The sequence below is a fragment of the Phenylobacterium terrae genome, from assembly GCF_042681205.1.
GTDB lineage: Bacteria > Pseudomonadota > Alphaproteobacteria > Caulobacterales > Caulobacteraceae > Phenylobacterium > Phenylobacterium terrae.
This window is the reverse complement of sequence record NZ_JBHUEY010000001.1, coordinates 1,820,650-1,843,959: the sequence shown is the minus strand read 5'-3', so window position 1 is coordinate 1,843,959 and position 23,310 is coordinate 1,820,650. Positions and strand designations below refer to the sequence as shown.

Annotated in this window: 26 protein-coding genes and 1 pseudogene; 11 read left to right on the top strand and 16 right to left on the bottom strand. The window is 70.3% G+C overall.

Translation table 11 applies throughout. From position 1 onward, the window contains the following. The first annotated feature begins 35 nt into the window (after positions 1–35). The gene (locus ACFSC0_RS09275) at positions 36–1,004 is read left to right on the top strand and encodes a magnesium and cobalt transport protein CorA (protein WP_377283225.1); all 969 of its coding nucleotides are present in this window, start codon (positions 36–38) and stop codon (positions 1,002–1,004) included. Positions 1,005–1,115: 111 nt separating this feature from the next. Here the strand turns inward: ACFSC0_RS09275 and ACFSC0_RS09270 are convergent, their stop codons facing one another. Continuing rightward, positions 1,116–1,550, bottom strand: a complete 435-nt coding sequence (locus ACFSC0_RS09270) for a DUF488 domain-containing protein (protein ID WP_377283226.1) — start codon at positions 1,548–1,550, stop codon at positions 1,116–1,118. A 51-nt stretch (positions 1,551–1,601) separates the two neighbouring features. On the opposite strand from ACFSC0_RS09270, the gene ACFSC0_RS09265 reads away from it, so the two are divergent. Continuing rightward, positions 1,602–2,480 carry an alpha/beta fold hydrolase gene (locus ACFSC0_RS09265; RefSeq protein WP_377283227.1) on the top strand — a complete coding sequence of 293 codons (879 nt, stop codon included), beginning with the start codon at positions 1,602–1,604 and terminating at the stop codon, positions 2,478–2,480. A gap of 133 nt (positions 2,481–2,613) precedes the next feature. Here ACFSC0_RS09265 and ACFSC0_RS09260 read toward each other — a convergent pair whose 3' ends face one another. Next, positions 2,614–3,540, bottom strand: coding sequence for a thioesterase family protein (locus tag ACFSC0_RS09260; protein ID WP_377283228.1), 927 nt, complete (start codon positions 3,538–3,540; stop codon positions 2,614–2,616). A 101-nt stretch (positions 3,541–3,641) separates the two neighbouring features. Beyond that, positions 3,642–3,938, bottom strand: coding sequence for a hypothetical protein (locus tag ACFSC0_RS09255; RefSeq protein ID WP_377283229.1), 297 nt, complete (start codon positions 3,936–3,938; stop codon positions 3,642–3,644). Positions 3,939–4,054: 116 nt separating this feature from the next. On the opposite strand from ACFSC0_RS09255, the gene ACFSC0_RS09250 reads away from it, so the two are divergent. Together ACFSC0_RS09250 and ACFSC0_RS09245 are read left to right on the top strand one after the other, a co-directional pair. Continuing rightward, on the top strand, positions 4,055–4,882 hold the full coding sequence (locus ACFSC0_RS09250; protein ID WP_377283230.1) for a cytochrome b/b6 domain-containing protein: 828 nt from the start codon (positions 4,055–4,057) through the stop codon (positions 4,880–4,882). Then, positions 4,879–5,652, top strand: a complete 774-nt coding sequence (locus ACFSC0_RS09245) for a molybdopterin-binding protein (protein ID WP_377283231.1) — start codon at positions 4,879–4,881, stop codon at positions 5,650–5,652. The genes ACFSC0_RS09250 and ACFSC0_RS09245 overlap by 4 nt, the downstream gene beginning before the upstream one ends. Here ACFSC0_RS09245 and ACFSC0_RS09240 read toward each other — a convergent pair. From ACFSC0_RS09240 to ACFSC0_RS09230, 3 genes are all read right to left on the bottom strand, one after another. Further along, positions 5,649–5,873, bottom strand: a complete 225-nt coding sequence (locus tag ACFSC0_RS09240) for a hypothetical protein (RefSeq protein WP_377283232.1) — start codon at positions 5,871–5,873, stop codon at positions 5,649–5,651. The genes ACFSC0_RS09245 and ACFSC0_RS09240 overlap by 4 nt on opposite strands. Positions 5,874–6,161: 288 nt before the next feature. Further along, on the bottom strand, positions 6,162–7,220 hold the full coding sequence (locus ACFSC0_RS09235; RefSeq protein ID WP_377283233.1) for a 1,9-bis(guanidino)-5-aza-nonane synthase: 1,059 nt from the start codon (positions 7,218–7,220) through the stop codon (positions 6,162–6,164). Positions 7,221–7,318: 98 nt separating this feature from the next. Further along, positions 7,319–8,572 (bottom strand): type III PLP-dependent enzyme, encoded by a 1,254-nt coding sequence (locus tag ACFSC0_RS09230; protein ID WP_377283234.1) that lies wholly within the window; start codon positions 8,570–8,572, stop codon positions 7,319–7,321. A 255-nt stretch (positions 8,573–8,827) separates the two neighbouring features. On the opposite strand from ACFSC0_RS09230, the gene phnC reads away from it, so the two are divergent. From phnC to ACFSC0_RS09210, 4 genes are all read left to right on the top strand, one after another. Further along, positions 8,828–9,622: a phosphonate ABC transporter ATP-binding protein gene (phnC, locus tag ACFSC0_RS09225; protein WP_377283235.1), complete on the top strand. Its 795-nt coding sequence runs from the start codon at positions 8,828–8,830 to the stop codon at positions 9,620–9,622. Further along, positions 9,619–10,644, top strand: a complete 1,026-nt coding sequence (phnD, locus tag ACFSC0_RS09220) for a phosphate/phosphite/phosphonate ABC transporter substrate-binding protein (protein ID WP_377283236.1) — start codon at positions 9,619–9,621, stop codon at positions 10,642–10,644. The genes phnC and phnD overlap by 4 nt, the downstream gene beginning before the upstream one ends. Before the next feature lie 4 nt (positions 10,645–10,648). Continuing rightward, positions 10,649–11,458 carry a phosphonate ABC transporter, permease protein PhnE gene (gene phnE, locus ACFSC0_RS09215; RefSeq protein WP_377283237.1) on the top strand — a complete coding sequence of 270 codons (810 nt, stop codon included), beginning with the start codon at positions 10,649–10,651 and terminating at the stop codon, positions 11,456–11,458. A gap of 117 nt (positions 11,459–11,575) precedes the next feature. Beyond that, a complete protein-coding gene (locus tag ACFSC0_RS09210) occupies positions 11,576–12,712 on the top strand; it encodes an OprO/OprP family phosphate-selective porin (RefSeq protein ID WP_377283238.1) in 1,137 nt (378 codons plus the stop codon). 58 nt (positions 12,713–12,770) lie between these two features. Here ACFSC0_RS09210 and ACFSC0_RS09205 read toward each other — a convergent pair whose 3' ends face one another. Continuing rightward, positions 12,771–12,998 carry a hypothetical protein gene (locus tag ACFSC0_RS09205; RefSeq protein ID WP_377283239.1) on the bottom strand — a complete coding sequence of 76 codons (228 nt, stop codon included), beginning with the start codon at positions 12,996–12,998 and terminating at the stop codon, positions 12,771–12,773. Positions 12,999–13,141: 143 nt separating this feature from the next. Between ACFSC0_RS09205 and ACFSC0_RS09200 the strand changes: the two genes are divergently transcribed. Further along, positions 13,142–13,927, top strand: a complete 786-nt coding sequence (locus tag ACFSC0_RS09200; RefSeq protein WP_377283240.1) for a UDP-2,3-diacylglucosamine diphosphatase — start codon at positions 13,142–13,144, stop codon at positions 13,925–13,927. 98 nt (positions 13,928–14,025) lie between these two features. Here the strand turns inward: ACFSC0_RS09200 and ACFSC0_RS09195 are convergent, their stop codons facing one another. The 3 genes and pseudogenes from ACFSC0_RS09195 to ACFSC0_RS09185 form a co-directional block, all read right to left on the bottom strand. Beyond that, positions 14,026–15,132, bottom strand: a complete 1,107-nt coding sequence (locus tag ACFSC0_RS09195; RefSeq protein ID WP_377283241.1) for a substrate-binding domain-containing protein — start codon at positions 15,130–15,132, stop codon at positions 14,026–14,028. 230 nt (positions 15,133–15,362) lie between these two features. Beyond that, the gene (locus ACFSC0_RS09190) at positions 15,363–16,457 is read right to left on the bottom strand and encodes a glycosyltransferase family 4 protein (RefSeq protein ID WP_377283320.1); all 1,095 of its coding nucleotides are present in this window, start codon (positions 16,455–16,457) and stop codon (positions 15,363–15,365) included. A 111-nt stretch (positions 16,458–16,568) separates the two neighbouring features. Beyond that, positions 16,569–16,757, bottom strand: a pseudogene (locus ACFSC0_RS09185) (TetR/AcrR family transcriptional regulator); the annotation flags it as partial. A gap of 211 nt (positions 16,758–16,968) precedes the next feature. Here ACFSC0_RS09185 and ACFSC0_RS09180 point away from each other — a divergent pair. Further along, a complete protein-coding gene (locus ACFSC0_RS09180; RefSeq protein WP_377283242.1) occupies positions 16,969–17,604 on the top strand; it encodes a TetR/AcrR family transcriptional regulator in 636 nt (211 codons plus the stop codon). A gap of 165 nt (positions 17,605–17,769) precedes the next feature. On the opposite strand, the gene ACFSC0_RS09175 is transcribed toward ACFSC0_RS09180, so the two are convergent. From ACFSC0_RS09175 to ftsY, 3 genes are all read right to left on the bottom strand, one after another. Then, entirely contained in the window at positions 17,770–18,306 is a 537-nt protein-coding gene (locus tag ACFSC0_RS09175; RefSeq protein ID WP_377283243.1) for a MarR family winged helix-turn-helix transcriptional regulator, read from the bottom strand. A gap of 85 nt (positions 18,307–18,391) precedes the next feature. Next, on the bottom strand, positions 18,392–18,970 hold the full coding sequence (locus ACFSC0_RS09170) for an inner membrane-spanning protein YciB (protein ID WP_377283244.1): 579 nt from the start codon (positions 18,968–18,970) through the stop codon (positions 18,392–18,394). Then, on the bottom strand, positions 18,967–19,902 hold the full coding sequence (gene ftsY / locus ACFSC0_RS09165) for a signal recognition particle-docking protein FtsY (protein ID WP_377283245.1): 936 nt from the start codon (positions 19,900–19,902) through the stop codon (positions 18,967–18,969). The genes ACFSC0_RS09170 and ftsY overlap by 4 nt, the downstream gene beginning before the upstream one ends. Positions 19,903–19,977: 75 nt before the next feature. On the opposite strand from ftsY, the gene ACFSC0_RS09160 reads away from it, so the two are divergent. Beyond that, entirely contained in the window at positions 19,978–20,601 is a 624-nt protein-coding gene (locus tag ACFSC0_RS09160) for a trimeric intracellular cation channel family protein (RefSeq protein WP_377283246.1), read from the top strand. 29 nt (positions 20,602–20,630) lie between these two features. Here ACFSC0_RS09160 and ACFSC0_RS09155 read toward each other — a convergent pair whose 3' ends face one another. The 3 genes from ACFSC0_RS09155 to dapF are packed head-to-tail and all read right to left on the bottom strand — an operon-like array spanning position 20,631 to position 23,172. Continuing rightward, a complete protein-coding gene (locus tag ACFSC0_RS09155; protein WP_377283247.1) occupies positions 20,631–21,104 on the bottom strand; it encodes a GFA family protein in 474 nt (157 codons plus the stop codon). After that, on the bottom strand, positions 21,101–22,420 hold the full coding sequence (gene mtaB, locus ACFSC0_RS09150; RefSeq protein WP_377283248.1) for a tRNA (N(6)-L-threonylcarbamoyladenosine(37)-C(2))-methylthiotransferase MtaB: 1,320 nt from the start codon (positions 22,418–22,420) through the stop codon (positions 21,101–21,103). The genes ACFSC0_RS09155 and mtaB overlap by 4 nt, the downstream gene beginning before the upstream one ends. Further along, on the bottom strand, positions 22,348–23,172 hold the full coding sequence (gene dapF / locus ACFSC0_RS09145; protein ID WP_377283249.1) for a diaminopimelate epimerase: 825 nt from the start codon (positions 23,170–23,172) through the stop codon (positions 22,348–22,350). The genes mtaB and dapF overlap by 73 nt, the downstream gene beginning before the upstream one ends. Positions 23,173–23,310: the final 138 nt, after the last annotated feature.

Below are 23,310 nucleotides of genomic sequence, written 5' to 3'. Positions count from 1 at the left end.
GAGCCGTCCAGCTCGATGACCAGCCGGGGGAAGGCTTGAGCGTCGTCGCCGCCTACATCTACCGCGACGGCGTCCGCGACCGGCCGATCGACATCGCCTCGCCGGCGCCGCCGACCATCGGCCAAGGTGAATTCGCCTGGATCGGCATGGTCTCGCCGTCCGCGGACGAGCTGCAGACCCTGGCCCGCTGCTTCAACCTGCATCCGCTGGCCGTCGAGGACGCGCTCAAGGCGCACCAGCTGCCCAAGCTGGACGTCTACGGCGAGCAGCTGTTCATCGTCGCCCGCACGGCCCAGTACGAGGGCGGCGCCATCTGCTACGGCGAGACCCACATCTTCGTGGGCCGCGGCCACATCATCACCGTCCGCCACGGCTCGGCCCGGGCCCACACCGAGCTGCGCCACGAGCTGGAGGCCGCGCCCCAGCTCCTCCGGCACGGCGTCGACTACGTCGTGCACGCGCTGCTGGACTTCATCGTCGACGGCTACCTGCCGATCGTCGAGGCGGTCGAGGAGGAGGTGCTGGGCATGGAGCGGCGCACCCTCGACACCTTCCTGAGCCGGGGCGAAATCACCCGCCTGTTCGTGCTGCGCCGCGAGCTGATGAAGTTCGGCCGCACGCTGGGCCAGATGCACGCCCTCTGCAGCAAGCTCGAGAACCTCGACCTGCCCGGCATCGATCCCGAGGCGCGGCCCTACTTCCGCGACGTGCTGGACCATGTGATGCGCGTGCTGGCCTCGGTCGACAGCCTGCGCGACGTCATCCGCCAGGTGTTCGACGTCAGCTCCCTGCTGGAGCAGCAGCGCCAGGGCGCCATCACCCGCCAGCTCGCCGCCTGGGCGGCCATCCTCGCCGTCCCCACGGCCGTGGCCGGCATCTACGGCATGAACTTCGAACACATGCCCGAGCTGGGCTGGCGGTTCGGCTACGCCGGCGTGTGGGTGCTGATCCTCGCCGTCTGCGTGACGCTCTACGTCAATTTCAAGCGGCGGAAGTGGCTGTGAGGCGCGGCCCCCGCTTCTGACGCATGGCCGGCTTCATGCCGCCCCCATCCTGATGAGTTCGCGCCGCCGCAACGGGCCGGGTCGCCGGGACAAGCCCGGCGATGACGAGTGTTAGAGATCGACCACCGCGCAGCCCAGCGCCTCGCGGAGCCGCTCCGCGACGATGCGGCGGTGGCAACCGGCGGCGTCGGCTTCGTAGCAGAGCAGCGCGGCGGGTCGCTCGCGGGCGATCTCCGCCGCCTGGGCGAGCTGCAGCTGGGCCGAGGGCTCGGCCAGGTGCGCCTCGTAGATCTCGTGCATCTCGGCGATCCGGCCCTTGCGGGCGGCCTCGCGCCCGGGCTTGGGCGTGCCGAGCTCGCGCAGGTGGACGTAGTCGATCCCCTCGGCCTGCAGGCTGGCGGCCAGCACCGTCTTCGAGAAGCCGGCCCGCCGCGACGAGGGCACGGCGCGGACATCGATCAGCACCGCCACGCCGGCGTCCTTCAGCTTGCCGATCACCGCCTCCTGCGTGGCCGCCTCGTAGCCGATCGTCGCCAGCCGGTTCATGTCGGGTCCCCTCGTCTGCTAAGGGTTGGAAAAGAGGGGAAGTCGCCAGGCATGGATGGGTTCGTCGTCGAAGAGCCGCGCGCGCGGCGTATCGAGCTGCCGGAACGCGGCGGGGTCATGGCGGCCCTCGAGTTCGGCCCGCCGGACAGGCCCATCGACATCGTCTTCTCCCACGCCAACGGCTTCAACGCCCGGACCTACCGCACCATCCTGGCGCCGCTTTCGCCGCCGCTGAGGATACTGGCCCTGGACCTGCGCGGCCATGGCCGCACCGAGCTGCCGACGCCGACCGAGGGGCGCACCTCCTGGGACGGCCTGGCGGAAGACCTGCTGGCGGTCCTGACCACGCTGGACGTGCGCGACGCGGTCCTCTCGGGCCACTCCATGGGCGGGACCTCCAGCCTGCTCGCCGCCGCCCAGGCGCCGGAACGGGTGAAGGCCCTGGTGCTGTTCGATCCCGTCCTGCTGCCGCCCGGGTCCTCCGAGGCCTACCGGCGCGGCCAGGCGCCGGCCTCGGCGATGGAGATCGCCGCCCGCCGCCGCCGGGCGGTGTTCGAGAGCCGCCAGGAGGCGCTGGCCGCCTACACCGGCCGCGGCGCCTTCAAGAGCTGGAGCCCCGCCCAGCTCGCCGACTACGTCGCCGACGGCTTCCGGGACCGGCCCGACGGCCAGGTGGAGCTCGCCTGCGCGCCGGAGTGGGAGGCCTCCAACTTCGGGTCGCACGGCCACGACCCCTGGCCCGCGCTGCGCGCGCCGCCCTGCCCGGTGCGGATCTTCCGCGCCGAGCAGGCCTCCACCAGCTCCAGCCTGACGCCCCACCTGGACGAACTGGCCGCCGCCGGCGTCCGCATCGAGACCGTCCCCGGCACGACCCACTTCCTGCCCATGGAGCGGCCGGACGTGGTCAGGGCGGGGCTCAGCGACATCTGACCTCTCCCTCCGCCCGCGGAGGGAGAGGGTTGGGAGAGGGAGGCCCGGCCTTACCGCAGCTTCGGCGCTGGCGGCCCTTCGCTTCGCTGCGGGCCCCTCACCCCACCCTCTCCCCGCAAGCGGGGAGAGGTCTTCAGAGCGTCAGCTCCGCGTAGGCCTCGCGGCGGATGGCCGCCTGGGCCTCGGGGGGCATCTTGATGACCTTGCGGGCGTCGAGGTCGAGGCTGATGACGATGGCTTCGGCCACGCCCCAGGGCCGCCCGGTCTCCGGGTCCAGCAGCCAGTGGATCAGCCGGCGCACCCGCTCGTCGCAGTCCGACAGGCCCGAGCGCAGCACGTAGCGGTCGCCGGCCCTCGGCCAGCCGAAGTAGAGCAGCCGGTACTCGAGCGCCGCCCCGCCGATCCGCGCGCCTTCCGGGGCGCCGTTGGCCACCAGCTGCGAGGTCGCGCCGCCGAACACCTGCGAGATGCCGTCCGACAGCTTGCTCATGAACAGTTCCGGCCGCATGCGGCCGAAGGCGTCGCAGTCGCGCACGTCGAACACCCCGCGGCCCGCACGCCGCAGGTTCAGCGCCTCGGCGCGCTGGAGGCTGGCGGCGCTTACGACCGGATCCAGACGGATGCTGCGCGGGGCGGCGTAGTCCTCGAGTTCGACCTGCAGCGCCTTCGCCCGCTCGCGGATCCGCTGCGGCCAGGGGAAGGGACGGCCCTCCTCGGCGGTCACGTGGGCCACGACCGTGTTGAAGGTGGCGCAGGGCTCGCCGTTCGGATGGAAGAGGGTCAGCAGCAGGCGCGCCTCGCACTCGCCCATCTCCAGCACGCCGCCGGTCATGAAGAGGAAGCTGCCCGGGTGGGCCTCACGCAGGAAGCGGATGTGGTGCTCGCGGACCACCAGGGTGGCCTGGGCCCCCGGCGCGAACACCCGCGGCATGCCGAGCTCGGCCGCCAGGCCCGCCAACCCGTCCATGGCCTTGGCCACATAGTACCGCACGTTCATGTGGCCCATGCGGTCGCATTCCCAGGTGTTGACCCCGCCGCCCCAGACCTCGACCGCCGCCACGTCCCCGCTCCCCGTACGCTTGCGGCGCGGACCTTAAAAAGGAGCGGCGCTGCGATCAAACCCGCGGCGCCCCGCTCCCCCGTTTTGGGGAGGCGGGCGGCTCAGGGCTTGCCTTCGACCGGATCGCCGCCCGGGCCGAGGCGGCCGTCGTTCGCCGAATGGGGAACGTCTTCGCCGTCGGTGGTGGCGTCCCCCATGCCCTCGTGCTCGTTCTGGCGCGGGGTCGAGAAGGTCCGGCCCTCGCCCGTCACCTGCTCGGACCGGCCGGTACGCTCGACGGCGTCATGCTGGTCGACCGAGGGGTAGCGTTCGGCGCCGGCGTTCTTCCTCGCGGCGTCCAGCGGCTGGGCGGCGTTCTCGTCGCGGCCTTCGCTCTGCAGCTTGTCGTTGTCGGCCATCGTCTCCTCCTGTCGGGGTCCACCGCTCTAGCGCGTCAGGCCGCCCGCCCGTTCCGGCCGCCGGATCGCGCCGGGCGCGGTTTCGTGGCAATCTCGCGCCAGGGGGAGACGACGCCATGTTCGGCCGACAACGCGCCCGCCCGCCGGTGGAGATGATCCGACGGCACAGCCTGGCCACGCGGCTGACCCACTGGACGAACGTTCTGGCCGTCCTGGTGCTGCTGCTGAGCGGCCTTCAGATCTTCAACGCCCACCCGGCCCTCTACTGGGGCGAGGCCTCGCGCTTCTCCGATCCGTGGATCGCCATGGTCGCGGCCGAGCGCGGCGGCGAGTTCGTCGGCCTGACGCGGATCGGCGATGCGGTGTTCGAGACCACTGGCGTGTTGGGCTTCTCCGGCGAGGTCCGCGGCTTTCCGGCCTGGGCGACGCTGCCCAGCTACCGCTCGCTGGCCGACGGGCGGCGCTGGCATTTCTTCTTCGCCTGGGTGTTCGTGATCAACCTGGCGATCTACCTGGCCGCCGGCTTCCTCAGCGGCCACTTCCGCCGCGACCTCCTTCCCGAACGGGACCAGGTCGGCGCCCGGCATGTCCTGCGCGAGATCGCCAACCACGCGCGGCTGCGCTTCCCCAAGGGCGCAGAGGCGCGGCGCTACAACCTGATCCAGAAGCTCACCTACCTGGTGGTGGCGTTCGTCCTGCTGCCGCTGATGCTGCTGACGGGGCTGTCCATGTCGCCGGCCTTCGGGGCGGTCGGCTACGGCCTCATCGAGCTGTTCGGCGGGCGCCAGTCGGCGCGGACGCTGCACTTCATCTCGGCCGCGCTCATCGCCCTGTTCGTGGTCGTCCACGTGGCCATGGTCTTCGCCGCCGGGGCCTGGAACAACATCCGGGCGATGGTCACCGGCCGGTTCGCCATCCGGCGGGAAGAGGAGGGGCGCGCGTGAGCGGGATCGATCGCCGCGGCTGGCTGAGGGGCGCGGCCGCCTCCGCCGGGGGCCTGATGCTCTCGGCCTGCGACCGCCTGACCCAAAGCCAGGGCGTGCAGCGGACCCTGGCCGGCGCCGAGGGGCTGACGAAGCTGGTCCAGCGGGGCCTCTTTCCCCGCACGGCGCTGGCCCCGGAGTTCGGCCCCGAGGACATCTCCCCCGACTTCCGCGCCAACGGGACCCGCAACCCGCAGGACCCCGGCTACGTCGCCCTGAGGGACTCCGGCTTCGCCGGCTACCGCCTGGTCGTCGACGGCCTGGTCGAGCGGCCGCTGGCCCTGTCGCTGCCCGAGTTGCGCGCCCTGCCCGGCCGCAGCCAGATCACCCGCCACGACTGCGTCGAGGGCTGGTCCAGCATCGGCAAGTGGACGGGGGCCCGGCTCTCGGCGGTGCTGCAGGCGGCGGGGCTGAGGGACGAGGCCCGGTTCATCGTCTTCCACTGCGCCGACAAGCTCGAGCCGACGCCGGACGAGAGCGGCCGCTACTACGAGAGCATCGACCTCGAGGACGCTTTCCACGAGCAGACCATCCTGGCCTACGACATGAACGGCGCGCCCCTGCCGGTGCCGCACGGGGCGCCGGTCCGGCTGCGCGTCGAGCGCCAGCTCGGCTACAAGCACGCCAAGTACGTCATGCGCATCGAGGCGGTGGACAGCCTCGCAAGGCTCGGCCGCGGCAAGGGCGGCTACTGGGAGGACCGCGGCTACGAGTGGTACGCGGGCATCTAGTACGCGAGGCCGAGGCCGGAGTTCGGGCTGGAACGCGGGCGGTCCTGGAAGAACCGGCTGACCATCTGCTCGCCGTCCCACAGTTCAGCGCGGACATAGTTCGGGCGCTGATGAAGCAGGTCCAGCGTCAGGCCCCTGGCCTCGGCCAGCGAGGCCTCAGGCAGGACTTCCATGTAGGGCACCTGGCCCTCGCCTTCGTAGAGATAGCATATGTAAGGCATGGCGCTCTCCAGTGTTGGGCGGGAGCGCGCGGCTACGTTGCGAGCCGCTTCGATCTCTCGTCGCCGACTTGCGGGTTACTCGTCGACGATGACGGGAGTTTACACCCAAAGGGGCGGGTACGCGAATGCTTCCCTCCCCTTCAGGGGAGGGTGGCCCGTAGCGGAGCGACGGGACGGGGAGTCCGGATCCTGCAGGGCGCAAGGTTCCCAGCGCCCTGCAGGATCGTCACTTCCCCACCCCGCCGATGCTTCGCATCGTCGACCCTCCCCTGAAGGGGAGGGATGGCGTCAGGCGGCCTTGTTGAACAGGTCCGCCCAGCGGCGCTTCTTGCGGGCCTTCCAGGAGCCGCGGTGCCAGGCGTCGGAGGCGATCAGCGGGACCACGGTGGTGGCCTCGGCGAACACCATCTGCTCCCAGGTCACGTCCACCTTGCCCCAGGAGCAGGCCTCCTTGAGGGTCGAGGACGAGCAGGCGCCGTCGCGCACGTCCGCCACCGTGATCTGGATGGCGTATTTGTGCATCTCGGCCTCGTGGCCGAGGATCTCGGCGCAGACCACGGTGTCCTGCGCAAAGTTCTTCGGCACGCCGCCGCCGACCATGAACAGGCCGGTGGTGCCGGCCGCCAGCTTGATGTCGGTCAGCTCGCGGAAGTCGGCGATGGAGTCGATGGTCAGGTACGGCTTGCCGGCCTTCATCCGCTCCACCTGGTGCTTCACGAGGCCGAAGCCGGCGGAAGAGTCGGTGAAGGCGGGGCAGAAGATCGGAACCCCCTCCTCGTAGGCGGTCTGGATCAGGCTGCCGGCCTTCTTGGCGTTCCCGGCCGCCAGCCACTTGCCCATCTCGTAGATGAACTCACGGCTGGAGTAGGGGCGCGGCTCGAGCGCGTTGGCGATCTCGTAGATCGTCGCGTCGCACGCCTGCAGCTCTTCCTCGTCGATGTAGGTGTCGTAGATGCGGTCGATGTAGAGCGCCCGCAGGTCCCGGTCGTCGACGTTGGCCTGGGCCTGGTAGTGCTTGAAGCCGAGGGCTTCGAAGAAATCCATGTCGATGATCGAGGCGCCGGTGGAGACGATCGCATCGATCATCCCGTACTTCACCATGTCCCGGTAGATGTGCATGCAGCCGCCGGCGCTGGTCGACCCGGCCAGGGTCAGCCAGTTGGAGCAGTCCGCATCCTCCAGGGCCATGGAGAAGATGTCGGCCGCACGGGCCGTGTCGCGGCTCGTGAAGCTCATCTGCCGCATCGAATCGATGATCGGACGGGCGTCGTACTGGTCGATGGCCACGTGCTCGACGGTGCGCGAGAGCAGTTCGGCCTTTTTGTTGGTCTGAACGTTAGCGTTCATCTTCGGAAGTTCCCTTCTGAGGGTGAGCGCCCGTCCAAGATAAAGGGCGCGGCCGGGACGGAGCGACCGACCGCGCCTTCAACAGATCAGCGAGGAGGTTATTTCCTCCGGCGCTTCTTCGACCGCGCACGCGACAGGCGTACGACGTTCTGCGTCTCGGCCTTCGGCACCGGGATGGACCGGCGCGCGAGGCCGTACATGGAGGCCATCGGCGCGTCTTCAACTGCGACCGTTTCGGCGTCGCCGAAGCCGTTGAAGCGCGTGTTCATGGCCACGCCGTAGGCGCCCAGCATGCCGATCTCGACGTAGTCGCCTTCGCTCACGTCTTCCGGCAGCCAGAACGGGCCCGGCATGTGGTCGAGGGAATCGCAGGTCGGCCCGTAGAAGCGAAAGGGCTTGAGGTTCCCCTCGACTTCCTTGGCTTCGCCGTCCTCGCCGCGGATGAGCTTCACCGGGAACGGCCACTTGGTGTGCGCCGCATCGAACAGGCTGCCGTAGCTGCCGTCGTTCAGGTAGAGCGCATCGCCCTTCTTCAGCTCGACCTTGGTCAGGATGGACGAGGCCTCGGCGACCAGCGCCCGGCCCGGCTCGCACCACAGCTCGGTGGTCTCGTGCACCATCATCTCGGCGAAGCCGCGGTCGATGGAGTCGAGGTAGTCGCCCAGCTGCGGCGGGACCATGCCCGGGTAGACCGACGGGAAGCCGCCGCCCACGTCGACCACGTCGGCGAGCACGCCGGCGCGGACCAGGGCGCGCGAGGCCTGGGCCAGGGCCGCCTGGAAGGCGGTCGGCCGCATGCACTGGCTGCCCACGTGGAAGGAGACGCCCATCAGCTCCTGGGTCGCGCGGCGGGCGGCGAGCAGCAGGCCGGGAGCCTGATGCGCATCGACGCCGAACTTGCCCGACAGCGAATAGGCCGCTCCGTCCGCCTGCACGCCCAACCGGACGATCAGGTTGAGGTCCTTGGCGCCGTTCGTCGCCTCGATGAGCTTGGCCAGCTCCTCGTGCGTGTCGAGCGCGAAGGTCTTCACGCCGTGGTCGAAGTAGGCCTGCGCGATGGCGCGGCGGCTCTTCACCGGGTGCATGAAGGCCATGCGCGCGCCCGGAGCGAACTGCGACACCAGCTCGATCTCGGGGACCGAGGCCACATCGAAGGACGTCACCCCGTTCGCCACCAGGGTCTCGATGACCCACGGCGAAGGGTTCGCCTTTACGGCGTAGAAGACGTCGCCTTTGAAATTATCCTGGAACCAGCGCGCCGCTACGGCCACCGCATCCGGTCGCGCAAGTGCGACAGGACGCTCCGGGGACCGCTCGCGGACCAGGTCCAGGGGCGTATGGTACCTTTGCACCTCACGCAACCCCCAACGGATTGTTGAACCCAGACCGGCGTTAGCAGCGCTTGTTAGGACATCGGGTCCGCCGGAGCCGTGCGAAATAGGGACTACGACCCGGGATGTAAAGTCTTTTTGGGATGCGGCGCATGCACGCGCGCCGCGTCTCTGGACCCCAGGGCGGCGGACGTGTCATGAAACCATCGCAAGCGGAGGCGATCAACGCGCCAGTCGTTTGCGCGTGCTCACGTTTTTGGGGGAAGCCAGGGATCCATGTCCGACGCGGCGGTGCTTTCGGTGCGCAACGTGTCGAAGAGCTTCGGTTCCCGCCGCGCCCTCGATGGGGTTTCGGTGGACGTGGCCAAGGGCGAGATGATCGCCCTGATCGGCCCGTCCGGTTCGGGCAAGTCGACGCTGCTTCGCTCGATCAGCGGCCTACAGACCATCGATCCCGGCGAGGGCCGGATCGACGCCTTCGGCGGCTCGGTGCAGGCCGCGGGCAAGCTTTCGGACAAGGTCCGCGAGGCGCGCAAGCGCATCGGCTTCATCTTCCAGCAGTTCAACCTGGTCGGCCGGCTGCCGCTGTTCACCAACGTCGCGCTGGGCTCCCTGGGCCGGATCTCGCCGCTGCGCGGCACCCTGGGCCTGTGGCCGAGCGAGACCAAGCAGGCGGTGATGCAGGCTCTCGCCCGGGTCGGCATCGCCGAATACGCCGGCCAGCGCGCGGGCACCCTGTCCGGCGGCCAGCAGCAGCGGGCGGCCATCGCCCGGGCGCTGGTGCAGCGGGCCAAGATCATCCTGGCCGACGAGCCGGTGGCGTCTCTGGACCCGGTGTCGGCCCGCCGGGTCATGGAGACCCTGCACGCGCTGAACGCCGAGGACGGTCTGACCGTCGTCGTCACCCTGCACCAGGTGGACTACGCCCTGCGCTATTGCCGGCGGGTGATCGCCCTCAAAGAGGGCAGGATCGTCTACGACGGCCCTCCCGAGGGCCTCGACCGCACGCGCCTCATCGACATCTACGGCCCCGAGTTCGAGGACGTCTTCTGGGAAGGAGCGCCCAAATGATCAGCCGACGCCTCATGCTGGGCGCCAGCTTCGCCGCCCTGGCCCTCGCCGCCTGCGAGGGCGGCGCCGACAAGGCCAAGGCCCCCGAAGGCCCGCCGAAGGTCATCAACTTCTCGATCCTGGCGACCGAGAACTCCTCCAGCCTGGAGACCTTCTGGAAGCCGATCCTGGCGGACATGGAGAAGTCCATCGGGATTCCGGTGAAGCCCTTCTATGCGACCAACTACACCGCCCTCATCGAGGCGCTGCGGTTCAAGCAGATCGACGCGGGCTGGTTCTCCAACCAGTCGGGCCTGGAGGCGGTGCGCCGCTCGGGCGGAGAGGTCTTCGCCCGCACCTTCGACCCCTCCGGCGAGGACGGCTACAAGTCGGTGCTGATCGTGCCGGCGAACAGCAAGACCACCCTGGCCGACGTGCTGAAGTGCGACCGCAGCCTCAACTTCGGCATCGGCGACGCCAAGTCGACCTCCGGCACCCTGGCCCCGATGACCTACCTGTTCGCGCCCAACGGCGTCGATCCGCAGACCTGCTTCCGGACCGTCAAGGCGGCCAACCACCAGGCGAACCTGTTCGCTGTCGCCCGCGGCCTCCTGGACGTGGCGACCAACAATTCGACCGCCATCCGCCTGCAGCGCGAGCGCGGCTCGCCGGTGCCCGACCAGGTCCGGGTGATCTGGGAATCCCCCAAGCTGCCGGAGGACCCGATCGTCTGGCGCAAGGACCTCGATCCGGCGGCGAAGGAGAAGATCCGCCAGTTCTTCCTCACCTACGGCAAGGGCGAAGGCCCCGAAGCCGAGCGCCAGCGCAAGCTGCTGTCGCAGCTGTCGATCGGCGGCTTCCTGCCGGCCGACAACGCCCACCTGATCCCCGTGCGCGAGATGGAGGCCACCGAGGCCCTGCTGAGCGCCAAGAACAGCGGCGATCAGGCCCGCATCGCCGAGGCCCAGAAGGCCTTCGACGCGATCCGCGCCGAGCGCGCCGCCCTCGAGGCCAAGACCGGCCAGCCCATCGTCGGCCAATAGCCCAGTGACAGACGCAACCTCCCAAGCCGCCGGCCTGCAGCCGCCCGCGCGCCCGCTGGGCCAGCGGGTGTTCGACATCCTGCTGTGGGGCGGCCTCGCCCTGCTGCTGCTGGTCAGCTTCGGCCCGGCCGAGATCTCCAAGCTGCCGCAGCTGTTCCAGAACACCGAGAACATGCGCCAGTACGGGCGCGAGTTCATCCGGCCGGACTGGACCGACCTGTCGCTTTACGTCCGGCAGATGTGGCTGACGGTGCAGATGGCCCTGTGGGGCACCTTCCTGGCGGTGATCCTGGCCATCCCGCTGGGCCTGCTGGGCGCGCGCAACGTCTCCCCGCCCGGGGTGCAGCTGGTCGTGCGGCGGCTCATGGACGTGCTGCGCTCGGTCCCCGACCTGGTCATCGGCACCTTCTTCGTGGCGGCTGTCGGCCTCGGCCCGTTCGCGGGCGTGATGGCCCTGGCGCTGAACACCGGCGGGGTGCTGGGCAAGCTGTTCTCCGAGGCGGTGGAGGCGATCGACCGCGGCCCGGTGGAGGGCGTTCGCGCCACCGGCGCCACCAAGCTGCAGGAGATCATCTGGGGGGTGATCCCGCAGGTGGCCCCGCTGTGGACTTCCTATGGCCTCTACCGGTTCGAATCCAACAGCCGGGCGGCCACGGTGCTCGGGCTGATCGGGGCCGGCGGCATCGGCCAGGTGCTGTTCGATTCCCTCAACAGCTTCGCCTACAGCAAGGTGGCCGCCATCGCCCTGGTGATCGTCATCGCAGTAACGCTGATCGACCTCCTCTCGCAGACCATCCGCTCACGTCTCATCTAAGCTGCACATTTGTCGCAGGACTGACGCAAAAGCTTCAACTTTGAGCAGCCGAACCTTCACACTTCGAAGGTAACCACCTGCCGCGGACGCGATCCGGCGTCCTCAGAGGGAAATGCAATGCGATCCAGGTTTTGCGCGGCCGCTCTTGCGGGCTTCGCCGTCTCGGGCGCCGCCGCCGGCCAGGCGCTGGCGCAGGACACCCCCACCATCGAATTCGGCATGCGCGCCTTCGTCGACTACGTCGAGATCGACGCCGAACGCGAGGTTGGCGATGAGTTGAACGACGACGACATCCGCCTGCGCCTGGGCCGGCTGTGGGCCGAGGGCGACCTGACCGAGAAGCTCTCCTACAAGGCCGAGATCGACTTCGGGCTGGAAGAGATCGTCTGGCAGGACGTCTTCCTGTCCTATGCGCTGAACGACACCAGCAAGGTGACCGTCGGCAACATCAAGACCCTGTCGCTGGAGAACCTCACCTCCGACGCCGTCACCACCTTCATGGAACGCGGTCCCTACAACGACGTGCTGGGCCTGGGCCGGCTCGTCTCGCTGGAAGCCAAGACCGGCGGCGACAACTGGACCGCCGCGGCGGCCGTCACCGGCGAGAGCCTGAACGACGTCGACACCCACCCCCAGGAGGTCGGGGTCAGCCTGCGCGGCACCTTTGCGCCGATCAACGAGGACCGCCAGAAGGCGCACCTGGGGGCCTGGGTGCGCCAGCGCGACCGGGACGCGCCCAGCCGCCTCAACTACCGCCTGCGCCCGAACACCAACTTCGGCCCGCGGTTCGTCAGCACCTCCTCGTTCGGCGAGGCGGACACCACCCTGGGCCTCGAGGCCGCCTATGTGCACGGCCCCTTCGCGGTGCAGGGCGAGTGGGCGCACGTCGACGTGGACGGGACCACGAGCGATGCGCAGCTCAACACCTGGTACGCCTCCGGCAGCTGGTTCCTGACCGGCCACATGCGCAACTACAGCGCCAAGAACGGCCGGTTCGAGCGGGTGAAGGTGGAGAACCCGGTCACCAAGGGCGGCCTGGGCGCCATCGAGCTGGCGCTGCGCTACGACAACGCCGACCTCTCCGAAGCCCCCGGCGGCGGCGAGTACTCGGGCTGGACCGTCGGGGCCAACTGGCACCTGACCTCCAACACCCGGGTGATGTTCAACTATACCGACTCCGAGAACGACAGCGTCGCCCCCGGCGCGGATGTCGACGCCGAGGTCGCCCAGGTCCGATTCCAGTTCGAGTTCTAGACGCCCGGCCTCCTACCTCCCCCGCCCAGCGGCGGGAGGTAGGGGCGCGGCGGAGAGCCTACGCCGGGACCGCCTGCGAGGCGAAGTACAGGCTTCGCCCGACGAGGGCGCCGGTGCGGTCGTGGATGCGCACTTCGGCTTCCCCGGAGATCTCCGCCCACTGGGCGCCCAGCTGGTGCGCCTTGCGCTCGGCTTCCCCGCCCCGGAGGAACACGAGGTGCGCAGTCCCAGGGCCGCCTTCCACGGCCCAGCCGCCGGGGACGGCTTTCACGCTGATCACGGTCATGGCTCGACTCGAACTCGCCTCTGGCGCGAGCCGTGTAGAATCATTTCACGACAGTTGTGTGCCGGCGGGGTCGGATTCTCCGTCACCGGGCTGTCATCGAACCGGGCTAGCGCAGTCGCGAAGTGAACCGCCCGGGGGTCGCCATGGCCGGCGCCGAACTCTCCTGCCGCACCGTCTTCATCTCAGATGTCCACCTGGGCACCAGGGGGTGCCAGGCCGAGCGGCTGCTGGACTTCATCCGCGACCTGGACTGCGAGCGGCTCTACCTGGTGGGCGACATCGTCGACGGCTGGAAGCTGCGCAGCGGCTGGTGCTGGCCCCAGGCGCACAACGACGTGGTCCAGAAGATCCTGCGCCTGGCCCGCAAGGGCGTTGAGGTGATCTACGTGCCCGGCAATCACGACGACCGGGTGCGCGACTTCTGCGGCGTGCATTTCGGCGGCGTGGTGGTGGCGCGCGACGCCATCCACGAGGCCGCCGACGGGCGCCGCTACCTGGTCACCCACGGGGACGAGTTCGACGGCATCGTCCAGCACGCCAAGTGGCTCGCCTTCCTCGGCGACTACGGCTACCGGGCGCTGCTGTCGGCCAACACCCTGTTCAACCGCATCCGCCGGCGGCTGGGGCTGCGGGACTGGAGCCTGTCGGCCTACGTCAAGACGCGGGTGAAGAACGCGCTGCAGTTCATCGAGAACTTCGAGGCGGCGGTGGCCGACGAGGCCCGCCGGCGCGGCGTCGACGGGGTCATCTGCGGCCACATCCACAAGGCCGAGATCCGCACCATCGACGGCATCGTCTACATGAACGACGGCGATTGGGTGGAAAGCTGCACGGCCCTGGTGGAGGACCACCAGGGCCGCTTCTCGATCGTCAGCTGGAACCAGCCGATGGCCCGCCGCCTGCCGGCGCTCGTCCCGCAGGCGGCGTAACCCTTCATCGTCATCCCGCCAGAGAGCCGGGCCCCCGTGGCGCGCCGCCCTCGGTCCCGGATCGGCCTGGCGGCCGTCCGGGATGACGAGGTGGAGAGCTAGCTCTTCGGCGCGGCCATCGGCGTCAGGTTTTGCGCCGCCGCCTGCTGGGCCTTGCGCTCGGCGTCGGGCAGCGGGATCAGGCCGCGCTCCAGCAGGTAGCCGCCACGCCCGGCCGCCGCGTCGGAGACGAAGGCGGTGACGTAGGGCTGCAGCGCCGGCTTGGACGCCACGTTGGCCTTCTTCACATAGATGTAGAGCGAGCGGGACAGCGGATAGGAGCCGTCCGAGATCGCCGCCAGGGTCGGCTGCACGCCGCCGACGGAGGCGGGCTTCACCTTGTCGAGGTTGTTCTGCAGGAACGAGAAGCCGAACACGCCGACCGAGCCCGGGGTCTTCTCCAGGGTCTGGATGATGGCGTTGTCGTTCTCGCCGGAGTCGATCCAGGCGCCGTCGCTGCGCAGGGTGTGGGCCCGCTGCTTGAAGGCGTTCTCGTCCGAGCCCTTCAGCGCCTTCAGCGCCGGGACGGTCTGGGCGCCAGGCTCCATGGCCAGCTCGACGAAGGCGTCGCGGGTGCCCGAGGTCGGCGGCGGGCCGTAGACCTGGATGCGGTCGGCCGGCAGGCTCGGGTCGACGTCGCGCCAGGTCTTGGCGGCGTTGGGCGCAAAGCCCTGGCCGGCGGGGACCTCGGCGGCGAGCGCCTTGTAGAGATGCTCGACGTTCAGGTTGTAGTCGGCGCCGTTGCGGGCGTTGGCGACCACGATGCCGTCGTAGCCGACCTTCAGCTCGACGATGTCGGTGACCCCGGCCTGCTGGCAGGCGTCCCACTCGGACTTCTTCATCTGGCGCGAGGCGGTGGCCACGTCCGGATAGTTGGCGCCGACGCCGCCGCAGAACAGCTTGATGCCGCCGCCGGTGCCCAGGCTCTCGACCTTGGCGGCCGTGCCGCCGGTGGTGCGCGAGACCTGTTCGGAGACGCGGGTCGCGAACGGGAAGACGGTCGAGGAGCCGGCGACCCAGACCTGGTCGGCGCTTCCGCCGCCGCCGCCGGCGGCGCCTTCGCCGCCCGGCGCGCCGGCCGCCTGCTTGTTCGCATCGCCGCCTTGGCCGCAGCCGGCCAGCGCGAGCGCGGCGCTCGCCGCGGCGAGGGTGGAAATCAGTCGCATGTCAGGGCTCCCATTGAGGCGCCCGCCGCCTAACACCCCTATACGACAGTTCAGCGACAGTTGGGTGACAGGTTTCACCAGTGACCACCCCATTCCGCTCATCCCGGCGAAGGCCGGGACCCAGATCCAGAACTCAGATGAGGGTGGAAGACCGCGGCGCTCGTGGAGCCCGCCTCTGCGCCCGCCATTCTGGGTCCCGGCCTGCGCCGGGATGAGCGGGACTGGGGGCGCTACGCCGCCTTCGGCCGGCGGCGCACGCGGGCCAGCCGCCGCAGCCGCCGCCAGAAGCGGGTCTTCTCGGGCTCCGGGTAGGGCTGCAGGTTGCGCAGGAAGTCCTCGGCGCAGTTCTTCCAGGAAAAGGTCTCGGCGAAGGCGCGCACCCGCCCCCGGTCGAGCGTCAGGCACTCCAGGCAGGCCTCACGCAGGCCCTCGGTGGCGGTCTTGGCCAGCACGCCGGCGCCGGAACCCGGGATGATGTCGATGGGCCCCGGGGCCGGATAGGCCGCGACCGGCGTGCCGGTGGCCATGGCCTCCAGGATCACCAGCCCGAAGGTGTCGGTGAGCGAGGGGAAGACGAACACGTCGGCGCAGCCGTAGTGGGCGGCCAGCTCGGCCCCGCTCTTGAAGCCGGTGAACACCACCTGCGGGTGCTTGAGCGCCAGCTCCTCCTTCTGCGGCCCGTCGCCGACCACCACCTTGGTCCCCGGCAGATCGAGGCCGAGGAAGGCGTCGATGTTCTTCTCCACCGCCACCCGGCCCACGTAGAGGAAGATCGGCCGGGGCAGGTGGGCGAAGATGTCCGGCTCGGTCGGCCGGCGCGGATGGAAGAGCTCGGTGTCCACGCCGCGCGACCAGGAGGAGATGTTGCGGAAGCCGTGGCGGGAGAGCTCGTCGCGCATGGTCGGGGTGGCCACCATCAGCCGGCCGGACGGCTTGTGGAACCACTTCATGTAGGCGTAGCCGGCGGCCAGCGGCACAGGCAGCCGGGCCGAGACGTATTCCGGGAAGCGCGTGTGGTAGCTGGTCGTAAACGGCAGCTTCCACTCCACGCAGATGCGCCGGGCCGCCAGGCCGATCGGCCCTTCGGTGGCGATGTGGATGGCCTCGGGCTCGAAGGCCTTGAACCGCTCCTGCACCGGCTCGTAGACGCCGATCGCCACCTTGATCTCAGGATAGGTGGGCAACGGGAAGGTCTTGAACTGGTCGGGACTGACGACCTCCACCTGATGGCCCATCGCCTTCAGCTCTTGCACCACGCGGGTCAGCGTACGGACCACGCCGTTGACCTGCGGCTCCCAGGCGTCGGTGGCCAGCAGGATGCGCATGGGCTTGTGGGTGTCGGCGTGGGGGACCAGGGTCTCCTTGGCCGGCTGGACGGGCGGCTTTTCGCGGGCCACCGCCTGGGTCTGGATCCAGGCCCAGAAGGCGCCCAGCAACGCTTCCTTAGTCGGGAAGTGGCGATAGACCGTCCGCTCGCCGACCTTGGCCTCGGCGGCGATCTCGGCGAAGGACAGATCCTCGAGCGAAGTGGTCTCCAGCCGCCGGCCGACGGCGCGCAGGATCTCGTCACGGGTGGCCGCCTTCTGCCGGTCGCGCAGCGAGGGGCCCGAAGGGGCGTCGTTCATGACAGCCGCACTGTCATGAGTTCGGCTCTGCTGTCAACCGGTTCAGAACCCGATTCGCATAACGGCGGATTGCCGGATGGGCGACATTGTGGGTCGCCAGCGCCACTTTTGCGGGCGAATTTGCGATCCCACCAACAAAAGTGAAGCTCGCCCCTGGCGCCCCGCCGTGGACGAGCATAGGTAGGCCACCACCAAGCGCCTCCCCGTCGCCATGGACATTCGAACCTATCCCGCCAAAGAGACCCCGAAGTCTCGCCGGACCCGCGCGCGCATCCTCGATGCGGCCATGCGGCTGTTCGCCGAGGTGGGCTACCACGCCGCCACCAACGCGCTCATCGCGGAGGCGGCGAACCTGACGCGCGGAGCCATGCTCTACCACTTCCCGAGCCGGGAGGAGCTGGTCGAGGCCGCCATCGCCCACATCGAGGTCGAGCGGGCGCGTCTGTTCGAGGACGCCGCCGCCAAGCCGGCGCTGCCGGGGATCGACTCCGCCGAGCACGCCATCGACGCCTATTGGGCGCTGCTGCACACCACCCCCTTCATCGCCTTCGCCGAGCTGGAGGCCGCGGCCCGCACCGACCCGATGCTGCGCGAGCGGCTGGCCGGCGCGCAGAGCGCCTTCGACCACAACCAGGTCGGCGACCGCTTCCTGGCGCTGGCCCAGGCCGGTGAGGACCCCAGGTTCCAGACCAGCCGCGACCTCGGCCGCTTCCTGCTGGAGGGCCTGGCGCGCGGCTCGATGACCTACGACGAGGAGGCCCGCCGGGCCCGCCTGCTGCAGGTCGTCAAGCGCGCGGTGCGCGTCCTCAACCGCAAGGGCGACATCCACGACCTCTGGCCGGAGTGAACCTCCCTCCCCTTCATGGGGAGGGTCGGCGATGCGAAGCATCGACGGGGTGGGCAAGTGTGGGACCGCCATGACGCTGGCCGGATAACTCTCAGCTGACACGTGATGTCCCCACCTGGCCCTCGCAGCGCTCGGGTCCGCCCTCCCCATAAAGGGGAAGGGAAGCTAAGCCGCCTTCTTCGTCTTCTTCTTCGCGGCCTTGTCGCGCTTCTTCTCGGCCTTCTCGACCTTCTCGGCCTTGGCCGGCCGCTCGCCCGACAGCAGACCCGTGAGCATCTCCAGGAACGCCGCCCGGCGGCCTCGGCCGCCGACGCGCTTCAGCAGGCGCTCGTCGGCGGCGCTCATCCGGGCGCGGGCCTCGGCGAGGGCCTCGCGTCCGGCCTCGGACAGATGTACCGCGTTGGCCCGCCCGTCGGTCTCCGACCGCTCGCGGACCAGCAGGCCCTTGACGATCATCCGGCTGGTGAGCTCGGCCAGGGTGGAGCGGTCGATGCCGGTGAGCTGGACGAGCTCGGACTGCGCCGCGCCCTCCTTGGCCTCGACAGCGGCCAGCAGGGCGAACTGGCGCTGGGTCAGGCCGCCCGCCCCGAACGTCTCGGCGTGGAGGTCGTCGGCGAGCTGGACGGCCCGGTGCAGCAGATGGCTGACGGAGCTTTCGAGCGCCGCCACGCCAGCCTTTTCCTCGGACTTGGCCTTCGCCATGCGGCGGCCCGCTCCCGCTGATTCGGCCAAGCTTTAGCCGCCAAACGCGTCAGTTTGACGACAAAGCTCCGTGCACGGCGGATCCCTACTCGGTCGGCGGCGGGGCCGGCTCGTCCTCGTGATGCTTCATCATCAGCGGGATCTGGGTGAACGAGAAGACCAGCGCCAGGATCTGCAGGCCGGGGAAGCGGAAGGCGACCCACACCGCCTCCGGCTGGGTGCGCCAGACGATCTCGTTGAGCACCGCCACGCAGGCGAAGAATATCCCGTAGCGCAGGGTCAGCGTGCGCCAGGCCGCGTCCGGCAGGCGGAAGGCCTCGCCCAGCAGCGCCTTCAGCGGATTGCGCTTCAGCGCCATGCCGCCCAGCAGGAAGGCGGCGAAGCCGAGGTTGATCACCGTCGGCTTCACGTAGATGAAGCGCGGATCCTTGAAGACCAGGGTCAGGCCGCCGAACAGCAGGGCCGCCCCGCCGGCCACCAGCGGCATGGGGGCGATCCGCTTCTCGACCACGAAGCCGACCACCAGGGCGACGGCCGAGCCGGCCACCAGCGCCGCCGTCGCCTTGACGACGTCGCGGGTGACCAGGAAGGCCAGGAGGAACAGCAGCGGGCCGAAGTAGTCGACGAAGGCGCGCACGCGCCGCTGGGTCTTGCTGGCGCTCATGCGTCCTCCAGGCCGACGAGCGAGCGGGCGAAGGCCCGGGCCCGGAACGGCTGCAGATCGTCGATCCCCTCGCCCACCCCGATCAGCTTGATCGGCGAGTCCGAGGCCTGGGCGACCGGCACCAGCACCCCGCCGCGGGCGGTGCCGTCCAGCTTGGTCATGACGATGCCGGTGACCCCGATCTGGTTGCCGAAGATGTTCTCCTGCGCCAGCGCATTGCGCCCGACGGTGGCGTCCAGCACCAGCAGCACCTCGTGCGGCGCCTCCGGCTCCACCTTCTTCACGACGCGGATGATCTTCAGCAGCTCGTCCATCAGCCCCTGCTTGTTCTGCAGCCGGCCGGCGGTGTCGATCAGCACCACGTCGTAGCCTTCGGCCTTGGCCCTCTCGACGGCGTCGTACGCCAGACCCGCCGCGTCGGCCCCGGTGGGGCGGCTCATGAAGTCGGCGCGGGCGCGATCGGCCCAGACCTTCAGCTGCTCCACGGCGGCGGCCCGGAAGGTGTCGCCGGCGACGATCAGGACCTTGGCCCCGCGCGAGGTGAGGTCGGCGGCGATCTTGCCCAGCGTCGTCGTCTTGCCCGAGCCGTTCACGCCGATGAACATCACCACGTAGGGCCGGACGCCGGAAAGCGGCTCGAAGTCGCCTTCGCGAGCGGCGAGCTCGTCGCCGATGGCCGCGGCCAGGGCCTCCTTGATCTCCCGCTCGTCGGCGCTCTTGCCGAAGCGCTCCTCGGCGAAGCGGTTGCGGATCCGGGCCGCCGAATAGGGCCCGAGGTCCGCCTCGATGAGCATCTCCTCGAGCTCGTCGAGCCTCTCCTCGTCCAGCGGCTGTTTGCTGAAGCTCCCGACGACCTGGTCGGTCATCGCCTTGGAGGAGCGGGACAGGCCGTCGGCCAGCCGCTGGAACCAGCCCTTCTTGGGTTCGGTCATGGAGGCGCCTTCTAGCTGTCCGCGATCAGGCCGTCACCCTCGCCCGCGCGGGCGGGCCCGCTTAAGGTCCGCGGCATGGACGCGCTGCAGAGCACCCTGGCCCTCCTCGACTTCGCGGCGGTCTTCGTCTTCGCCGCCACCGGCGCGCTGGCGGCGGCGCGGCGCAAGCACGACATCGTCACCTTCGGCTTCTTCGCGGCCATAACGGGCGTCGGCGGCGGCACGCTCCGCGACCTCCTCATCGATGCGCCGGTGTTCTGGATCGACCGCCCGTCCTACCTCGTGGTCTGTCTGGCGGCCGGGACCGCGGTCTGGGTGTTCGGCCAGCGCAGGTTCCGCGCCCGCCTGCTGCTCTGGCTCGACGCCCTGGGCCTGGCCGCCTACGCCGTCGTCGGCGCGGCCAAGGCCTCCGCGTTCGGCGTCCCGCCCCTGCCGGCCATCGTCATGGGCGTGCTGACCGCCACCTGCGGCGGCATCATCCGCGACGTGGTGGCCGAGGAGCCGTCGGTGCTGCTGCGCCGCGAGATCTACATCACCGCCGCCTTGCTGGGCGCGGCCGTGTTCGTGGGCCTGCAGCTCCTCGGGATCGCCGCCCTCCCCGCCGGCCTCGCCGGCTTCGCCGCCGCCCTGGCCCTGCGCGCCTGCGCCATCGTGTTCAACTGGTCCATGCCGCGCTTTCCGGGCAAGGACGAGGGTTAGCCTTCCCTCCCCTTCAGGGGAGGGAGAGATCACCGCGGCGGCCACTCGGCGGTGTCGTGGTCGGGGTGCTGGTAGGAGACGATCGAGCCGTGGTGCTCGGAGAGCGTCTGCGACCCGCCGACCTCGATCCGCCGCACGTCCGGGATCTCGTGCACCCAGGGCAGGGCCCGGTCCGTCGCCAGCTGGACCTGCGGCTTGATCGGCGATGGATCGTCGAAGGCGCCGATGGCCAGGTCGATCACCTCGTCGCTGCACTCGAAGGTCAGCGGCGTGCCGCAATCGCGGCAGAAGCCGCGCCGGACCTTGTTCGAGCTCTGGAACGTCGCGCGCTCGCCGCGGGTCCAGGTCAGCTCGGCGAGCCTGACGCTGACCAGCGGCCCGTAGAAGGCGCCGAAGGCCTTCTGGCACATGCGGCAGTGGCAGATGCTGGCCCGGCCGAGGGCGCCGTCCACGCGGAACCGGACCGCGCCGCATTGGCAGCCGCCGGTGATCGGGCCGGTCACCGCACGAGTTCCGCAACCGCCCGGGCGCCGTCGCGTCCGACGATCCGCATGGCGGCGATCTCGCCGGCGGGCGTCTCGCCTGTGAAGGCGATCTCGGTGAAGTCGGCGGCGCGGGCCAGGCCCGGCCGCTCGACCAGCGCGGCGACGGTCCGCCCGACCTGACGCTCCAGGTGCCGGCTCAGCGCCGCCTCGCCCGCCTCGCGCAGCCGGGCGGCTCTCGCCTTAACCACCGGCCGCGGCAGCTGCGGCATGCGCGCAGCCGGCGTGCCGGGCCTCGGGCTGAACGGGAAGACGTGCAGGAAGGAAAGCTCCGCCTCCTCCACCAGCGCCAGGGTGTTCTCGAACATCGCCTCGGTCTCGGTGGGGAAGCCGGCGATCAGGTCGGCGCCGAAGGCCACGTCGGGACGCACCGCGCGCACCTCGCGCACCAGCTTCAGGGCGTCGGCCCGCAGGTGGCGCCGCTTCATCCGCTTCAGGATCATGTCGTCGCCGGCCTGCAGCGACAGGTGCAGGTAGGGCGCGAGTCGCTCTTCCTCGGCCAGGCACCGCATCAGGTCGGGGTCGATCTCGGCCGCATCGATGGACGAGAGCCTGAGCCGCTGCAGCTCCGGGACGAGCCGCAGGATGCGCCCGACCAGCTGGCCCAGGCTCGGCGCGCCCGGCAGGTCGGCGCCCCAGCTCGTCAGGTCGACGCCGGTCAGCACCACCTCGCGGTAGCCGTCGGCCGCCAGCCTTCGCACCTGCTCGACGATCTCGCCGGCCGGCGCCGAGCGCGAATTGCCCCGCCCGTACGGGATGACGCAGAAGGTGCAGCGGTGGTCGCAGCCGTTCTGCACCTCGACGTAGGCCCGCGCCCGGTCCTTCAGCCCGTCGATCAGGTGGCCGGCGGTCTCGCGCACGCTCATGATGTCGCCGACCCGCACGCGGCCGGGCTCGGCCTGCGGGGCGTAGGCGCCCGGCGCGGCCTTCTCCGCGTTGCCCAGCACGAGGTCGACCTCGTCCATGGCCGCGAAGGCGGCGGGGTCGATCTGGGCCGCGCAGCCGGTGACGATCAGCTTGGCGCCCGGCCGCTCGCGGCGGGCCTTCCGGATCGCCTGCCGCGCCTGGCGGACCGCCTCGCCGGTCACCGCGCAGGTGTTGAACACCACCGCGTCGGAGAGCCCGTCCTCCGCCGCCCGCGCCCTGATCTGCTCGCTCTCGTAGGCATTGAGGCGGCAGCCGAAGGTGACGATGTCGACCGCGCTCACGGCAGCGTCCCCTCGTATTCCAGCACGGCGGGGCCCGTCATCAGCACGTGGTCGTCCTCGGCGCGCCACTCGATGACGAGTTCGCCGCCGTCCAGCTCCAGGGTCGCCTTGCGGTCGGTCAGGCCCCGCCGGTGGGCCGCCACCAGGGCCGCGCAGGCGCCGGTGCCGCAGGCGAGCGTCAGGCCGGCGCCCCGCTCCCAGACCCGCAGGCGGATGCGGTCGCGGGCCTTGATTTGCGCGAAGCCCACGTTGACGCCTTCGGGGAACAGCATGTGCCGCTCGATCAGCGGCCCAACCTCGCGCACCGGCGCGGCCTCGGCGTCCGGCACGAAGAAGACCACGTGCGGGTTGCCCATGGAGACGCAGCCCGGCGTGTGCAGGATCGGATCGTCGATCGGCCCGACCTGCAGCTCGACGCCGCGGGTGTCCATGTCCTCGGCCAGCGGGATCTCGTCCCAGCGCAGGCGGGGCCGGCCCATGTCGACGGTCACCAGGGCGCCCGACCGCACGGCCGAGAGCAGGCCCGCGTCGGTCTCCAGAACGGCGGCGTCCTTGCCCGTGCGGTCCATCACCCACTGGGCGACGCAGCGCGAGGCGTTGCCGCAGGCGCCGACCGCCTCGCCGTCGGCGTTCCAGAACCTGACCCGCACGTCGGCTTGCGCGGAGGGCTCGAGCACCACCAGCTGGTCGCAGCCGATGCCCCGCCCGCGGTCGGCGAGCGCGCGCACCTCGTCCGCCGAGGGGGCGAACGGCGCGGAAAGGGCGTCGACCACGACGAAGTCGTTGCCGAGCCCGTTCATCTTCAGGAACGGACGGCTCATGGACTTGCGCATATAGGGAAAAAGCCGCGCCCGCGCACGCGGCGGCTTTCGGTGACTGGTTGCCGCGCAGCGGCTACCTGTCACCAGCTCGGCGACGGGTGACAGGTAGCGCCGGCTGGCGCAACCAGTCACCGGACT

What these genes read in the sequence shown, in the direction of transcription:
- ACFSC0_RS09270 (WP_377283226.1), bottom strand. Translation starts at nt 1,550, where the DNA reads ATGAACCGGCTGGCGACGATCGGCTACGAGGCGGCCACGCAGGAGGCG.
- ACFSC0_RS09255 (WP_377283229.1), bottom strand. Translation starts at nt 3,938, where the DNA reads ATGGCCGACAACGACAAGCTGCAGAGCGAAGGCCGCGACGAGAACGCC.
- ACFSC0_RS09240 (WP_377283232.1), bottom strand. Translation starts at nt 5,873, where the DNA reads ATGCCTTACATATGCTATCTCTACGAAGGCGAGGGCCAGGTGCCCTAC.
- ACFSC0_RS09180 (WP_377283242.1), top strand. Translation starts at nt 16,969, where the DNA reads ATGGACATTCGAACCTATCCCGCCAAAGAGACCCCGAAGTCTCGCCGG.
- ACFSC0_RS09250 (WP_377283230.1), top strand. Translation starts at nt 4,055, where the DNA reads ATGTTCGGCCGACAACGCGCCCGCCCGCCGGTGGAGATGATCCGACGG.
- phnC (WP_377283235.1), top strand. Translation starts at nt 8,828, where the DNA reads ATGTCCGACGCGGCGGTGCTTTCGGTGCGCAACGTGTCGAAGAGCTTC.
- ACFSC0_RS09175 (WP_377283243.1), bottom strand. Translation starts at nt 18,306, where the DNA reads ATGGCGAAGGCCAAGTCCGAGGAAAAGGCTGGCGTGGCGGCGCTCGAA.
- phnD (WP_377283236.1), top strand. Translation starts at nt 9,619, where the DNA reads ATGATCAGCCGACGCCTCATGCTGGGCGCCAGCTTCGCCGCCCTGGCC.
- ftsY (WP_377283245.1), bottom strand. Translation starts at nt 19,902, where the DNA reads ATGACCGAACCCAAGAAGGGCTGGTTCCAGCGGCTGGCCGACGGCCTG.
- ACFSC0_RS09170 (WP_377283244.1), bottom strand. Translation starts at nt 18,970, where the DNA reads ATGAGCGCCAGCAAGACCCAGCGGCGCGTGCGCGCCTTCGTCGACTAC.
- ACFSC0_RS09195 (WP_377283241.1), bottom strand. Translation starts at nt 15,132, where the DNA reads ATGCGACTGATTTCCACCCTCGCCGCGGCGAGCGCCGCGCTCGCGCTG.
- ACFSC0_RS09160 (WP_377283246.1), top strand. Translation starts at nt 19,978, where the DNA reads ATGGACGCGCTGCAGAGCACCCTGGCCCTCCTCGACTTCGCGGCGGTC.
- dapF (WP_377283249.1), bottom strand. Translation starts at nt 23,172, where the DNA reads ATGAGCCGTCCGTTCCTGAAGATGAACGGGCTCGGCAACGACTTCGTC.
- ACFSC0_RS09210 (WP_377283238.1), top strand. Translation starts at nt 11,576, where the DNA reads ATGCGATCCAGGTTTTGCGCGGCCGCTCTTGCGGGCTTCGCCGTCTCG.
- ACFSC0_RS09205 (WP_377283239.1), bottom strand. Translation starts at nt 12,998, where the DNA reads ATGACCGTGATCAGCGTGAAAGCCGTCCCCGGCGGCTGGGCCGTGGAA.
- ACFSC0_RS09235 (WP_377283233.1), bottom strand. Translation starts at nt 7,220, where the DNA reads ATGAACGCTAACGTTCAGACCAACAAAAAGGCCGAACTGCTCTCGCGC.
- ACFSC0_RS09190 (WP_377283320.1), bottom strand. Translation starts at nt 16,457, where the DNA reads ATGCGCATCCTGCTGGCCACCGACGCCTGGGAGCCGCAGGTCAACGGC.
- ACFSC0_RS09200 (WP_377283240.1), top strand. Translation starts at nt 13,142, where the DNA reads ATGGCCGGCGCCGAACTCTCCTGCCGCACCGTCTTCATCTCAGATGTC.
- ACFSC0_RS09265 (WP_377283227.1), top strand. Translation starts at nt 1,602, where the DNA reads ATGGATGGGTTCGTCGTCGAAGAGCCGCGCGCGCGGCGTATCGAGCTG.